Origin of the sequence: Robertmurraya phoenicis (genome assembly GCF_047302285.1) — a bacterium.
GTDB lineage: Bacteria > Bacillota > Bacilli > Bacillales > Cytobacillaceae > Robertmurraya.
The window spans coordinates 1225038-1239142 of sequence record NZ_CP154845.1; the positions used below are offsets into that span (position 1 = coordinate 1225038).

Below are 14105 nucleotides of genomic sequence, written 5' to 3' on the forward strand. Positions count from 1 at the left end.
GAAATTATTCCGATTTAGAATCAAAAATTAATACGTAATGGTTCCGATTTACTATAGTATCTTATTACATCTATGATATAATTGCAAGAAAAAATTGCTTTCTTTTTATAAGGAATGGCAATACATATTATTACATACGATTGGAAAACTGTGTAAAAAAGGAGATGCATTATGAAACTACTAGATGAAATCCTTCAGCATAATGAGGAATTTGTAAAGGAAAAGAAATATGAAGCCTATTCGACCACTAAATTCCCAAATAAACGAATGGTCATTGTCACTTGCATGGATACAAGATTAACAGAACTGCTTCCAAAAGCATTGAACATTGGTAATGGGGATGTAAAGCTTGTGAAAAATGCAGGTGCTCTTGTTTCGCATCCTTTTGGAAGTATTATGCGAAGCATTCTCGTTGCTGTATACCAACTTCAAGCAGACGAGGTATTAGTCATTGGTCACCATGATTGTGGGATGGCTGGGATGAAAGCGGACGAAATGATTGGGAATATGAAGGAAAGAGGAATTAAAGAAGAGACATTGGAGATGCTGACTTACTCTGGAATTAATGTAACAAAATGGCTCAAAGGTTTTCAGGACGTCTCAGAAAGTGTCTCCCACAGTGTAGAGATGATTAAAAAGCATCCTCTCTTCGCAAAGGATATTCCTGTACATGGCCTTGTGATTCATCCTGATACAGGAAAACTCGATTTAGTTATTGATGGGTACAAGGAGCAGCTATGAGGTTGGCTCCTTTTTTTCAGGAACTAAATCAACCCCTCCAGGGTGAAAAGGATGACATTTTAAAATCCTCTTTATCGTTAACCAGCCGCCTTTAATCGGGCCAAATCGGCTTATCGCTTCGATGCCATAATGGGAACAAGTAGGGTAGAACCGACAAGTCGGTGGTTTTAATGGGGAGATGACTATTTGATAAAAACGGATGATCCCGATCATCATTTTTCTGAGCATTGTTTATCGTCTCACTTTCCAATATCACTAAACTTTAACTCTTCAAAAAGATAACATAATATGATATATTAGTCTATGAACGAGAATTTCGTATTAAACTGATAAAAATACTTGGATTTTTATCGTAAGAATTTCGAATGATTATAATAATATGTTTTCCATAAATTAAAGGAGTGAAGAACATGCCATCAGTTGAGAGCTTTGAGTTAGATCATAACGCTGTGAAAGCACCTTATGTGAGACATTGTGGTGTTCATAAAGTAGGTACAGACGGAGTTGTGAATAAATTTGATATTCGCTTCTGCCAGCCGAATAAGCAAGCAATGAAGCCAGATTCCATCCATACATTAGAGCATTTATTAGCCTTTAATATCCGTGAGCATTCGGAGAAATATGACCATTTCGATATTATCGATATTTCTCCAATGGGTTGCCAAACAGGTTATTATTTAGTCGTTAGCGGTGAACCAACTGTTGAAGAGATTATTGATTTACTTGAAGATACGATGAAATCTGCAGTTGAAATCGTTGAAATTCCTGCAGCAAATGAAAAACAATGTGGTCAAGCGAAACTCCACGATCTAGAAGGAGCGAAGCGTTTAATGCGTTTTTGGTTGGAGCAGTCTAAAGAGGATTTAAAGCAAGTTTTCGCTTAAATAATTTCACAAAAAAATCGGCGTTTTTGCGCCGATTTTTTTGTGTGTTCTCATAAGATTGGTGATAGCAATCGCGAGACCGATTCTTTGAAACGGATGAGCAGGGAACGTTTTTGATAAATTTCGTCTGTTAATTCCCATGATAATTTCATATCTTCTTCAAAGCTTTTCGTCAGTCTATGGGCAATATCATGATTATAGATAAAGGCATTAACCTCAAAATTTAGACGGAAGCTGCGGACATCGATATTTGCCGTTCCAACGGAGGATATTTCATTGTCTACAATGATCGTCTTCGCATGGATAAATCCATTATCGTAAATATAGATTTTGGCACCGGTTTTGATCATTTCTCCAATATAGGAATAGGTAGCCCAATAGACAAACATATGATCAGGTTTATTAGGAATCATAATCCGTACATCAATGCCTGATAAAGACGCGATCCGTAATGCATCTAAAAGACTCGCATCTGGAATAAAGTAAGGGGTTTGAATCCATACTGAGTGCTTCGCTGAAGAGATCATTTTAATATATCCGTTTTTAATTTGCTCCCATTCAGAATCAGGTCCAGACGTAACGATTTGAATTCCAACCTCTCCGCTAGAGTTTATCGTAGGAAAAAGATTATCTGAATAATGGATATTATGACGATGTGATGCTTGATTCCAGTCCAAAATAAAACGGGTTTGGGTAGCGTGTACGGCACTTCCGATTATCCGTAAATGCGTATCTCTCCAATATCCAAATTTTGGATTCTTCCCTAAATACTCATCTCCAACATTAAATCCACCCACATACCCAATTTTACCATCAATGATCGCAAGCTTTCGGTGGTTACGGAAATTCATCCGTAAGTTAATGAATTTTAGATTTGAAGGGAAAAAGGCTTCCACTTCACCGCCGGCATTTCGAAGTTCCTTGAAGAATCCTCTTGTTAACGTTCTTGAACCTAAGTCATCATAGAGGATCCGAACCTTGATGCCTTCTTTTGCTTTAAGAATTAAGGCATTTAACAGCCTTTGACCAATGTCATCCCGTTTAAGAATATAGTATTGCAGATGAATATGATCTTTCGCGGCAGAGATATCTTCGAAAAGAGATTGAAATTTGTCGTGCCCATCTGTAAAAATCGTCACTTCATTATCCTGAGAAAGAAGAGCATCATTGTTGCGCAAATGCATGAAGATGAGATCATGATATTTTTTTTCAAGGTCGTTTCGATAGGAAAATTTGTCGGTGCAAATTTCAAAAAGTTGATTGGAAATTAATTGGGCAATTCCAACCTTTTTCTGATCTTCCCATTGAAACATTTTTGAACGGGCTAAATTTCTACCGAATAACAAGTATGTGAAGAAGCCAAATCCAGGAATGAAAAATAAGACCAAGACCCAAGCCCATGTTGCACCTGCATCCTTACGTTCCAAGAAAATGACGATGGTTGCTAAAAACATATTAAGAACAAATATAAGTCCAACTAGTACAGAAGTGATACTCATTAAGGTTTCCTCGCTTATTTATTGGTTTTATCTGTTTCACTATCCTGATTTAAGTGAGGATTATCTTCTATTGGGTCAACAGAATGCTTAATTGAATAGGCTTTGCTCGTCGTTAATACAGCTAATAGCAGCACCACAAAGACAATAATGATACAAATAATTAAAACGGTTAACATTTTCTCCCTCTCCTTACATCTTTATTCATCTATTTTCATTGCCTGAAGGAACAAAGATCATTTAAATGATTGTCAAAGCTATTCTAACATGAAAACAGTTAACTTTTATAAAGATAACGTTTTTGTGTAAAAAACTTGGGTATTATAGGAATGGGAGGTGCGATAAAATGGCAAATACACTAGTACAAGCTGTCAACAAGCAGGTAGCCAATTGGACCGTTCTTTATGTGAAGCTCCACAACTATCATTGGTATATCAAAGGACGGCATTTTTTCACCTTACATGAAAAATTTGAAGAGTTATACAATGAAGCAAGTCAAAATATCGATGACCTTGCTGAAAGGATTCTAGCACTCGAAGGAAATCCTGTTGCGACGATGGAAGAGTGTTTAAAAATGGCTACTGTCAAAGAAGCTACTGGCAATGAAAATGAAGAAGCGATGGTTAACGCGATTGTGAATGATTTTGAGACGATGGTTCATGAATTACAAGAAGGAATCGAATTAGCGGAGGAAGCGAATGATGAAGGGACAGCAGATATGCTAATCGGAATTAAGCAAAGCTTGAAAAAGCATATTTGGATGTTCAAAGCTTTCTTAAGCTAAAAGTAAAAGAAGCTGGCTATGTTGAACGTAGCCAGCTTTTTTAATGAAATATGTATGGTTTAATGAAGATTTCGCGATTGTTGGGCTGGGGCTTTTTGCTGTCCATAGCTTTCTTGAGCAAATTTTCCTTTTAATGTTTCAATCATATATAATCCGATTAAATCATAAAGTTCTTGTTTATCTAATTCCTTAATGATATTCATTAAATCATCGTATGACATTTCCTCTAATAGAGCGAAGGCAAGCATATCAATATCTTCGTCATCCCCGGTCAGTTTATCACGATAGAATTCAAAAATTTCGTCTATTAATTTCATGGTAACACCCCCAATTTTTTATACAATACCCTAATTTTCTGTTAATTATTCCTATTATACATGAAAATAATCATAAAACGATGACTAAATGCAAATCAAAAAACGAATGATAATGGAAAAAGGAGGGATGTTAATGAGTCAAGAAAAGAAGACTTATTATATCACTGTTGGGACGGGAGAGATTACACAAAGTCAAACCGATTCTGCTTGGAATTTTAAAATAGAAGCGACAGATGATGAAATTATTCAACTTCGAGAAATGTTTGATTCCAATTATTCAACAGAATGGCAAAACTTTTTCCGCGCCCATGTACCATATGTGCAATATCATCATGACCGAGAAAATGATCAATATGATGAAACAATCGTTCAAGTATACCAGATGATTTATGACCTAGGTGACACCGAAGCAAAAAATCATATTGAATCAATGGGGATTTTAAATAATTTGAAATAACAGCTCCTTTTTTCGTTCTTCTCTTATTCGTATGATCAACCATTTGGCGTAACGGATGGTATAATAAGGGTATAGAAGAGCAACAAATATTGGAGGATTTATGGAAGCATTCAAAGATTTTCACGGGGCTAATGTACGCTTAGCTTTTAATAGAGGTTCCTTTAGTCAAGAACCGAAGCATGTGCTCGTTATTTGCCGATATGATGAGCATTGGCTATTAACAAAACATCCAAAACGGGGCTTAGAATTCCCAGGTGGAAAGGTTGAACCAGGGGAATCAATAGAGGAAGCTGCGAAACGAGAAGTATTTGAGGAAACAGGAGCGAGATTAAATTCCCTTCAGTTTATCGGCGAATATGAGGTCGAAGATGGTGGAGAGGCTTTTGTAAAAGCCATTTTTTATGGACAAGTTCGGACATTAGAGGAAATGTCTCATTTTCATGAAACAGAAGGACCTGCACTAATACAGGAAAATCTGTTGGAAGAACGCTTCAGCGATGTATATAGTTTTATCATGAAGGATTTTGTCATTGAAAAAAGTTTACGGTATATTGAACAGCTAAAAAGTGGCCAATCTTAACATGCCACTTTTTAGTAGCTAAAAAGTGGCCAATCATAATTAATTCCAAGAAAAACGTCTGAGAGGTCTATTCGAAAAAGATCAATGGGTTAAGTGGAAAACCCGTCCAAATCAGGATTCTATTCGGATAGGAAATATTATGTCAGACTGAACTTAGTCCGAATAAGAAAAAATGTTGTGAGTACCTAAATATCTGTCTAATCAATTGATGAAGACCACTGAAAAATCGTTTTTCGGTGGTCTTGTTATGACTTCAGTTTTTTAGTTATGCTTAATAAGCTTCTTTTCGAGCATTTCTACAAGCTGATACATAATCGTGGCAAACACTGCGATAACAAGTAAAGATAATAATACGAGTGTAAAATTGAATACTTGAAAGCCATAAATAATCATATAGCCAAGTCCTCTTTTTGATACGAGGAATTCTCCGACAATTACTCCTACCCATGAAAGTCCTACGTTTACTTTTAAGGTGGAGATAATGGTTGGAAACGAAGCTGGTAAGATGGCTTCCTTAAACGATTGGAAGCGGGTAGCTCCAAATGTGTGTAAAACCTTTAAATAATTCACATCTACTTCTTTAAAAGACGTGTATACAACAATCGTCGTGATGATAACAGAAATAATGGCCCCCATGGCGATAATCGAAGTCATACTAGGTCCAAGTGCTACGATTAATATGGGTCCTAAAGCGACTTTTGGCATTGAGTTCAGAATGACGAGATAAGGATCTAGAATTTTGGAAAGAAACGGTGACCACCAAAGAATAGCAGCAAGGATCGTCCCGAGCAATGTTCCGAGAATAAAGCCAAAGATCGTCTCAGTCAATGTATAGCCAAGATCCAAAAAGAGCGAACCGTCCGTTATTTTATCAACAAAGAGATTCCATATTCTTGATGGTGAACTAAAGATGAGTGGATCTATCCACTGCTTTTGACTGAATAATTCCCAGCCAGCAAAAAAGACGATGAAGATGACAAGTTGATAAAAGCGAACCCAATGATTCTCTCGTTTTAAGGATTGGATATATTGTTTATGGAGGAGCTCTGTTTTATTGTTCAGTTTCAACTTGCTCCAACTCCTTCCATATGTTTTGAAAGATTTCAGGGTATTTTACATGATTTCTTGTATGAAAAGGTGTTAATGTACGTAACTCATCTGGGATGGTGAACGTTTGGTAGATTTGTCCTGGACTAGGAGAAAAGAGATAGATGCGGTCACTCATTGCGATGGCTTCCCCAATATCATGAGTCACTAAAATAGCCGTTTTACCAAAGGATTTGAGTGTGTTCGATACGAGATCTTCAAGTCGGAGCTTTGTTTGGTAGTCTAATGCAGAAAAGGGTTCATCAAGCATCAATATTTTTGGTTCTGTTGCAAGCGTTCTAACAAGGGCGACTCTTTGCCTCATTCCCCCAGAGAGTTGGGTCGGGTATTGCTTCTCAACACCCTCCAGACCCATTTGTTCAAGAAGTGTTAGGGTATCCCGTCTCTTTTTGGCAGTTAATTGATGATTTAGTTTTAGACCTAACAGGATGTTTTCTTCAATCGTTTTCCAGGGAAATAAGTAATCCTGTTGTAGCATGTAACCAATTTGATTATTGGTTTTTTCAATCGGTTGGTTTTCCAATGTCACGTTACCTTCTGTCGGTTTTAACAACCCTGCAATAATGGATAGTAGTGTCGTTTTACCGCACCCGCTTGGACCGAGAAAGGAGATAAATTCTCCCTCCTCAACTTCCAACGAGATATTGGAGAGGGCCGTTGTTGCAGAGCTTTTCGTGAAGTAGGTATGGTGTATTCCGTCGATCTTTAAGAATCCCATTAGACTCGTGGCCTCCTCATTAATAAAAGCTGTTTTTCGTTTTAGTTGATCCTGACTTTTAATTATTCTATTACGATATGATAGAGGTGTAACGGCCATTACTTCAAGGTCAAGCGCGAAAATAAGATGATACTATTCCATTACACTCTCAGCGATTTCTGTATTGACTAGTGCTTCGTAATCGATGCGCTCTGGTAGCTCTCCTGCTTCATCCATGATATCTTGAAGATTACTCCATTCTTCTTCATCAAGGATTGGATCTGTAGCATATGAGCCTTGCCCTTTGTAACGTTCAACAACCATTTCAATGATTTCTAATTCAGTATCTGCGAAGTGGGGTTGAATCGCTTCTGCAATTTCCTTAGTGCTACTTTCTTCTACCCACTTTTGCGCTTTATAAATCGCACGAGTGAATTTTTCAATGACTTCTTGGTTTTCTTCCATATAGCTTTCTTTTGCCATAAAGCTTGTGTATGGAACATGGCCAGATTCTTCACCAAAGGAGGCAACGATATATCCTCGACCTTCCTGTTCAAACACACTTGCTTGCGGTTCAAATAACTGCACGAAGTCTCCCGTTCCGGAAGCAAAAGCACTTGTAATATTGGCAAAATCAATATTTTGGATGAGCTCTAGGTCAGCATGAGGATCAATTCCATGTTTTTTCAACACAAATTCTCCGACCATTTGTGGCATGCCCCCTTTACGCTGTCCAAGGAAGGTTGCACCATTTAATTGATCCCAAGAGAAATCATCGATCTTCTCGCGAGAAACAAGAAACGTTCCGTCCGTTTGGGTTAGTTGGGCAAAATTAATCACTTGATCGCTTGCACCTTGCGCAGCGACATAGATGGAAGTTTCAGAACCGACAAGACCGATATCCGCTCCATCGGATAAAAGGGCAGTCATTACTTTATCTCCACCTGGAGTAAGGGTTAGTTCGATGTTTAATCCTTCTTCCTCAAAAAAGCCTTTTTCAATCGCTACATATTGTGGGGCATAAAAGATGGAGTGTGTAACTTCAGCAACACGAACCGTTTGGACCTCTTCATTATTATTACAGGCTGCTAAAGCTATAATAAGAATAGACGCCAAAAAACAAGCGAAACTCATTTTTAACCACTTTTTCATGCTTTGACCTCCTTAGGTGTTTCATTTGAAATTGCATTTAACAATCTATATGAAAGGTTTATAAGCCTAACATATCGTATGAAATGATAAAAAATGTGTGAATGCCTATATAAAAAAGACGAACTATTTTAGGAGTTGAACATATGAGATGGGATGACGGTCAAATGATAGATAAGCAAAGATATCCTTCTCCTAATCCGAATATTGAGCTATTTACGGTTACCTATATGTCAGATGGTTATAAAGTAAAAGGATTACTCGCTGAACCGAAGGGTGAGGGACATTATGATGGATTTCTTTATTTAAGAGGTGGGATCAAAAACGTTGGGAAGGTCCGACCTAGTAGAATTGTTCAATTTGCAGTGGAAGGTTTTATCGTTTTTGCCCCTTTTTACAGAGGGAATCAAGGAGGAGAAGGGAATGAAGATTTTGCCGGAGATGATCGCAAGGATGCGTTCTCTGGACTGTCCTTGCTCCAAGCTCATTCGAGGGTGGACAAGATCCATGTATTTGGATTTTCAAGAGGAGGCGTAATGGCCCTGTTAACCGCCATCCAATTTCCAGATGTGAGCTCTGTTGTCACATGGGGTGGGGTAAGCGATATGTTTCTTACATACATGGAAAGAAAAGATTTGCGGAGAATGATGAAAAGAGTGATTGGAGGAACTCCGAGCAAATATCCTGACCGCTATAAATATAGAACCCCATTATTTGAACTGGAAAGATTAGAAGCACCTACCCTCATTATACATGGGGCGAAAGACCAAAACGTTTCAGTGGATCATGCGTATCGGTTAGAAAAAAAGTTGAAAGCATTAAATAAAAAAGTGGAGAGCTGGTATTTTGATGAGTTTACGCATTATTTTCCTCCAGCCATTAATCGACAAATTGTTAGAGATTTAACGAAATGGATGAAAAATCAAGGATGAAAATGGTAAGATAAAGGTGATTTGAAGCATGAGTGCTCTATCTATATTTACAAAGGAGAGAGAACAATGGGAATGCCTTTGGAATTAAATACAATGATTGTAACGAAGGGAAAGGAAACGCGTTTAGAAGAGAATCTTTTTACATTAGTGAAGGAAGGTTTTCGGCTTTACCCGTTAGAAATTCCAATTGAAGTAAAAAGAACAATCGATGGAGAGTTAATTGGCGTGGCCAAAATTAAGAAAGTGGAATGGGAACATAACCAAACCACTTTGCATTATCAATTAATTGCCCTGAATTCGACGAATTAAAAAAGAGGCTGGATCAAAAAGTCGGTGGTAACGACTTTTTGATTCTAGTTTGGAGTGTATAAAGTGTTCGTATAAACAGTTGGAGTATCGGTATGAAAAAATAACAGGAAAAATTCCGCTTAATGAGCAAGTATCATGAAAAAGAGCCGAAATAACAGGAAAATTTCCTGCTATTCCCTCAAAAAATGCCAAAATAAACGATTTTGCCCTCCATAAGCGGAAAATCTTCCGTTATTTCCCCTAATAGGGACTCCATTGATGAGATAACAGGAAAAATTCCGCTTAAGGGTGAAAGATGGTTGGAGCAAAATAGGGTCTTATAGTAGAAATTTAGACAAACCGTAAATCGATGTGAATTCTTGAAGGCTAATATGAGTTTGACTCGATTTTTTGTACGAGGAAAATCGAAGGTAGAAAGCGAAATGGGTCTTGCGTTAATACAAAAATAGAGAAAGGTGAATTTGAGGGTACTCAAATTCACCTTTCTCATTATTTGAAGCTAGTTAGTATGTTTTTATATTTGTGGTCCACCTTGTTCACGAATAGACTCAGGAACATTCGTGAATTTTTCGAAATTTTTCTTGAATTTTTCAGCCAATTCTTTTGCTTTGTTTTCATATGCTGCTTGGTCGTTCCACGTTTTATGTGGCAATAATACCTCATCTGGAACACCAGGAACGTGTAATGGAATGTTTAAGCCGAAGAAATGGTCTTTTACCGTTTCAACATGGTTTAACTCACCTTCAAGGGCAGCTTGAACCATTGCCCGTGTGAAGCTTAACTTCATTCGACTACCTACACCATATTCTCCACCGGTCCATCCTGTATTTACGAGATAGACTTGAGCATTATGCTCATCAATCTTTTTACCAAGCATTTCAGCATAGCGAGTGGCGGGTAATGGAAGGAACGGTGAACCAAAGCAGGTAGAGAAGGTTGCCTCTGGTGATGTTACTCCTCGCTCTGTTCCAGCAAGCTTAGATGTGTAACCACTTAAGAAATGATACATCGCTTGTTCTTTTGTCAATTTAGAGATCGGAGGCAGTACGCCAAACGCATCTGCTGTTAAAAAGACAATCGCATTCGGATGCCCTGCGATACTTGGATCAACAATATTATCGATCGCTTGAATTGGGTATGCGGCGCGAGTATTTTCAGTTAGTGAGCCATCATCATAGTCAGCCGTACGAGTGTCAGAATCGAGAACAACATTTTCTAGGACAGAGCCGAAACGAATCGCATCAAAAATCTGCGGCTCTTTTTCATAGGAAAGATTAATGCATTTTGCATAGCATCCACCTTCAATATTAAAGACCCCATTTGATGACCAGCCATGTTCATCATCTCCGATTAAGCGCCGATGAGGATCAGCAGATAAAGTTGTCTTACCGGTGCCTGATAAGCCGAAAAATAATGCTACATCCCCTTCTTGGCCGACGTTTGCGGAGCAGTGCATAGGTAAAATCCCGTTTTCAGGTAGTAGGTAATTCATAATCGAGAAGATCGATTTCTTTATTTCACCAGCATACTCTGTACCACCAATTAAGACCGTTTTCCGTTCAAATGATATAATAATAAAGGTCTCTGATTTTGTTCCATCTACAGCTGGATCTGCTTTGAAGTCAGGAGCAGAGATGACCGTAAATTGTGCTTGATGGTTAACTAATTCTTCTGCAGTTGGTCTGATGAATAATTGATGGGCAAAAAGATTATGCCACGCATATTCATTGATTACTTGAATAGGTAGTTGGGAATTTTTATCGGCTCCCGCGTATCCTTTAAAGACAAATACTTCATCTTTTTCTTTTAAGTGGTTGAGTACTTTCGTATAAAGTCGATCAAAGGCTTCTTCAGAAATGGCTTGGTTGATTGACCCCCAATCAATTTTATCCTTAGAAGAGCGCTCTTTGACGATGTATTTATCTTTAGGTGAGCGACCTGTATAAGTTCCAGTTGTTGCACAAACAGCTCCTGTTGAAGTAAGAAGTCCTTCATTTCGTCGTAATACTTTCTCGACTAATTGGGGAACAGATAGCTGCACATGAACATTATTTAGTTGTAATAATTCATTAAGTTCATTAGAAAGGCTAACTGAATTCATCTGATGAAAACCTTCTTTCAATATATTTTATATAAGTAATTCTAGAAAGGGACAGCATAATACGATTAGTATAACACATTTATCTTATTAGTCTATACTAATGAAGGAAAAACGCTACTGAATATTCGAAAAGTTTAACGAGGATTTAGAACAGGAAACATGATAGAATTATTTCATTAATATCATCATGAAGATATGTTGTAGGGAAAATGAAAAAAATTTTAAGAAATATTCCTTACCTGTTGACACATATGCACACGTTCGTTATGATCTACACTTGAACGGATACTCTCTTATCCCGAGTAGGTGGAGGGACAGGCCCTATGAAACCCAGCAACCGGTTATTAAGTTCAAGATTCTATGTTTGAATCCTTGGAAGAGTTAATAGCAATGGTGCTAACCTGAAGCAAGGATGAAGTCCTTGAACGATAAGAGTGAAAGGCGAGAATTGTTTACATACTCCTTTCCTCTACTTAGGAAAGGTTTTTTTATTGTAAATAATTGAATTCATTTTATTGCAAAACAATGAAATGAATTTCTCAAACCTTTTTATGGATTCTTGAAAATCATAATAAAAACTCCATGTTTATTTCATACTACATAGGGAATGAGTTCCGTATCAGCTCGAGGATAAGTCCTCGCACTTATAGATGAGGAGGAAGTCAGATGTCAAGAAACGCGCGTTTGTTTACTTCTGAGTCAGTTACTGAAGGTCATCCAGATAAAATTTGTGACCAAATTTCTGACGCAATTTTAGATGCGATCTTAGCAAAAGATGCTAATGCTCGTGTAGCTGCTGAAACGTCTGTGACAACAGGATTAGTTTTAGTAGCAGGAGAAATTACTACTTCTACATATGTAGATATTCCAAAGATCGTCCGTGAGACAGTGAAAGAGATTGGCTATAATCGTGCTAAATACGGTTTTGATTCTGAGACTTGTGCCGTATTAACATCCATCGATGAACAATCTGCCGATATTGCTATGGGAGTAGACCAGGCATTAGAAGCACGTGAAGGAACAATGACGGACGAAGAGATTGAAGCGATTGGTGCAGGTGACCAAGGGTTAATGTTTGGGTTTGCTTGTAATGAAACAAAGGAGCTGATGCCTCTTCCTATTTCACTTGCTCATAAGTTATCCCGTCGATTAACGGAAGTACGTAAGGAAGAAATTCTCCCTTATTTAAGACCGGACGGAAAAACGCAAGTAACCGTTGAATATGATAAAAATAACAAGCCAGTTCGGATTGATACGATTGTTATTTCAACTCAACATCATCCTGAAATTTCTCTTGAACAAATTCAACGTAATCTTAAGGAGCATGTCATTAATCCAGTCGTACCTAGTGAATTAATCGACGAAAATACAAAGTATTTCATCAATCCAACAGGTCGCTTTGTTATTGGTGGACCTCAAGGGGATGCAGGCTTAACAGGTCGTAAAATTATTGTCGATACTTATGGTGGTTATGCTCGCCATGGTGGAGGAGCTTTCTCTGGTAAGGATCCGACAAAAGTGGACCGTTCAGCTGCTTATGCGGCACGTTATGTAGCGAAAAATATTGTCGCTGCTGGCCTTGCAGATAAGGTTGAAGTACAGCTTGCTTATGCGATTGGTGTCGCACAACCAGTATCTATCGCCGTTGATACATTCGGAACAGGTAAAGTAGATGAGGACATTTTAGTAGAAGTGGTGCGCAATAACTTCGATTTACGTCCTGCTGGTATTATTAAAATGTTGGATCTGCGCCGTCCAATTTATAAGCAAACCGCTGCTTACGGACATTTTGGTCGTACGGATATTGATCTACCTTGGGAGCGCACAGATAAAGCTGATGCTTTACGTGAGCAAGCAATTAAATAAATAAATAAAAAAAGAAGTTACATGGTGAATGTAGCTTCTTTTTTTACATTTTATCTTTTATTTACGATTTTCCTCTTGAAGCTTTTTGTAATATTGCCCTTTCTCGGCGTATTCTCTTGTGATTCTTTGCATATCTTTAATATCATCAGCATTAAGTTCTCTAATTACCTTAGCAGGTCTTCCGAAGGCCAATGTATTTGCTGGGATTTTTTTACCTTGAGGTACAAGACTCCCAGCACCGATAAAGGCACCTTCTCCAATTTCGGCATTGTCTAGGATAATAGAGCCCATTCCAATTAACGCATTCTTGCGAAGGATACAGCTATGTAAAATGACTTGGTGACCGACAGTGACTTCATCCTCTATGATAAGTGGATTATTCGGGCTTTGATGGAGAACAGAGTTATCCTGTACATTTACTCTCTTTCCGATAATCGTGGGAGCGACATCCCCGCGAATGACGGTATTAAACCAAATACTTGATTCATCGCCAATTTCCACGTCTCCTGTTATCGTGACATAATCGGCAATAAAAGCAGTTGGCGAGATTTTCGGAGATTTTTGATGAAATGGATAGATCATGGGCATTCTCTCCTTATTAAGCTTTACTCCTATTTTACCTAATTTTGTGTAAAAAGTGTGAATTAATCAGATCAATGGCAAAAGCTCTGAGGTTTCCCCTTTT

Annotated in this window: 17 protein-coding genes and 1 riboswitch; of the genes, 8 read left to right on the forward strand and 9 right to left on the reverse strand. The window is 37.9% G+C overall.

Going from position 1 to position 14105, the window contains the following annotated elements; translation table 11 throughout:
* Positions 1 to 171: 171 nt before the first annotated feature.
* On the forward strand, positions 172 to 741 hold the full coding sequence (locus AA0X71_RS05960; RefSeq protein WP_413360297.1) for a beta-class carbonic anhydrase: 570 nt from the start codon (positions 172 to 174) through the stop codon (positions 739 to 741).
* Here AA0X71_RS05960 and yidD read toward each other — a convergent pair.
* On the reverse strand, positions 736 to 969 hold the full coding sequence (gene yidD, locus AA0X71_RS05965) for a membrane protein insertion efficiency factor YidD (protein ID WP_413360299.1): 234 nt from the start codon (positions 967 to 969) through the stop codon (positions 736 to 738). The genes AA0X71_RS05960 and yidD overlap by 6 nt on opposite strands.
* Before the next feature lie 182 nt (positions 970 to 1151).
* On the opposite strand from yidD, the gene AA0X71_RS05970 reads away from it, so the two are divergent.
* On the forward strand, positions 1152 to 1625 hold the full coding sequence (locus AA0X71_RS05970) for an S-ribosylhomocysteine lyase (RefSeq protein WP_413360301.1): 474 nt from the start codon (positions 1152 to 1154) through the stop codon (positions 1623 to 1625).
* 50 nt (positions 1626 to 1675) lie between these two features.
* Here the strand turns inward: AA0X71_RS05970 and cls are convergent, their stop codons facing one another.
* The gene (gene cls, locus AA0X71_RS05975) at positions 1676 to 3124 is read right to left on the reverse strand and encodes a cardiolipin synthase (protein WP_413360303.1); all 1449 of its coding nucleotides are present in this window, start codon (positions 3122 to 3124) and stop codon (positions 1676 to 1678) included.
* Positions 3125 to 3138: 14 nt separating this feature from the next.
* The gene (gene ytzI, locus AA0X71_RS05980; protein WP_413360305.1) at positions 3139 to 3300 is read right to left on the reverse strand and encodes a YtzI protein; all 162 of its coding nucleotides are present in this window, start codon (positions 3298 to 3300) and stop codon (positions 3139 to 3141) included.
* Between the two features lie 167 nt (positions 3301 to 3467).
* Between ytzI and AA0X71_RS05985 the strand changes: the two genes are divergently transcribed.
* The gene (locus tag AA0X71_RS05985; RefSeq protein ID WP_413360307.1) at positions 3468 to 3905 is read left to right on the forward strand and encodes a Dps family protein; all 438 of its coding nucleotides are present in this window, start codon (positions 3468 to 3470) and stop codon (positions 3903 to 3905) included.
* Positions 3906 to 3964: 59 nt separating this feature from the next.
* Here the strand turns inward: AA0X71_RS05985 and AA0X71_RS05990 are convergent, their stop codons facing one another.
* A complete protein-coding gene (locus AA0X71_RS05990; RefSeq protein ID WP_413360309.1) occupies positions 3965 to 4222 on the reverse strand; it encodes a DUF6154 family protein in 258 nt (85 codons plus the stop codon).
* 133 nt (positions 4223 to 4355) lie between these two features.
* Here AA0X71_RS05990 and AA0X71_RS05995 point away from each other — a divergent pair, with 133 nt between their 5' ends.
* Together AA0X71_RS05995 and ytkD are read left to right on the forward strand one after the other, a co-directional pair.
* Positions 4356 to 4679 carry a hydrolase gene (locus tag AA0X71_RS05995; protein ID WP_413360310.1) on the forward strand — a complete coding sequence of 108 codons (324 nt, stop codon included), beginning with the start codon at positions 4356 to 4358 and terminating at the stop codon, positions 4677 to 4679.
* Positions 4680 to 4779: 100 nt separating this feature from the next.
* The gene (gene ytkD, locus AA0X71_RS06000) at positions 4780 to 5259 is read left to right on the forward strand and encodes an RNA deprotection pyrophosphohydrolase (protein WP_413360312.1); all 480 of its coding nucleotides are present in this window, start codon (positions 4780 to 4782) and stop codon (positions 5257 to 5259) included.
* A 261-nt stretch (positions 5260 to 5520) separates the two neighbouring features.
* Here the strand turns inward: ytkD and AA0X71_RS06005 are convergent, their stop codons facing one another.
* The 3 genes from AA0X71_RS06005 to AA0X71_RS06015 form a co-directional block, all read right to left on the reverse strand.
* Complete coding sequence (locus AA0X71_RS06005) at positions 5521 to 6327, reverse strand: ABC transporter permease (protein WP_413360314.1); 807 nt, start codon at positions 6325 to 6327, stop codon at positions 5521 to 5523.
* Positions 6311 to 7084 carry an ABC transporter ATP-binding protein gene (locus AA0X71_RS06010; protein ID WP_413360317.1) on the reverse strand — a complete coding sequence of 258 codons (774 nt, stop codon included), beginning with the start codon at positions 7082 to 7084 and terminating at the stop codon, positions 6311 to 6313. Before AA0X71_RS06010 ends, AA0X71_RS06005 begins: the two co-directional genes overlap by 17 nt.
* 132 nt (positions 7085 to 7216) lie before the next feature.
* The gene (locus AA0X71_RS06015; protein ID WP_413360320.1) at positions 7217 to 8215 is read right to left on the reverse strand and encodes an ABC transporter substrate-binding protein; all 999 of its coding nucleotides are present in this window, start codon (positions 8213 to 8215) and stop codon (positions 7217 to 7219) included.
* Between the two features lie 143 nt (positions 8216 to 8358).
* Here AA0X71_RS06015 and AA0X71_RS06020 point away from each other — a divergent pair, with 143 nt between their 5' ends.
* Both AA0X71_RS06020 and AA0X71_RS06025 read left to right on the forward strand, forming a co-directional pair.
* A complete protein-coding gene (locus tag AA0X71_RS06020; RefSeq protein ID WP_413360322.1) occupies positions 8359 to 9144 on the forward strand; it encodes an alpha/beta hydrolase family protein in 786 nt (261 codons plus the stop codon).
* 66 nt (positions 9145 to 9210) lie between these two features.
* Complete coding sequence (locus AA0X71_RS06025) at positions 9211 to 9453, forward strand: DUF2584 domain-containing protein (protein WP_413360325.1); 243 nt, start codon at positions 9211 to 9213, stop codon at positions 9451 to 9453.
* Positions 9454 to 9967: 514 nt separating this feature from the next.
* On the opposite strand, the gene pckA is transcribed toward AA0X71_RS06025, so the two are convergent.
* Complete coding sequence (pckA, locus tag AA0X71_RS06030; protein ID WP_413360327.1) at positions 9968 to 11554, reverse strand: phosphoenolpyruvate carboxykinase (ATP); 1587 nt, start codon at positions 11552 to 11554, stop codon at positions 9968 to 9970.
* 290 nt (positions 11555 to 11844) lie between these two features.
* A riboswitch (SAM riboswitch) is annotated at positions 11845 to 11989 on the forward strand.
* A 231-nt stretch (positions 11990 to 12220) separates the two neighbouring features.
* Between pckA and metK the strand changes: the two genes are divergently transcribed.
* A complete protein-coding gene (metK, locus tag AA0X71_RS06035) occupies positions 12221 to 13420 on the forward strand; it encodes a methionine adenosyltransferase (protein ID WP_413360329.1) in 1200 nt (399 codons plus the stop codon).
* Between the two features lie 57 nt (positions 13421 to 13477).
* On the opposite strand, the gene AA0X71_RS06040 is transcribed toward metK, so the two are convergent.
* Positions 13478 to 14002 (reverse strand): gamma carbonic anhydrase family protein, encoded by a 525-nt coding sequence (locus AA0X71_RS06040; protein ID WP_413360333.1) that lies wholly within the window; start codon positions 14000 to 14002, stop codon positions 13478 to 13480.
* Positions 14003 to 14105: the final 103 nt, after the last annotated feature.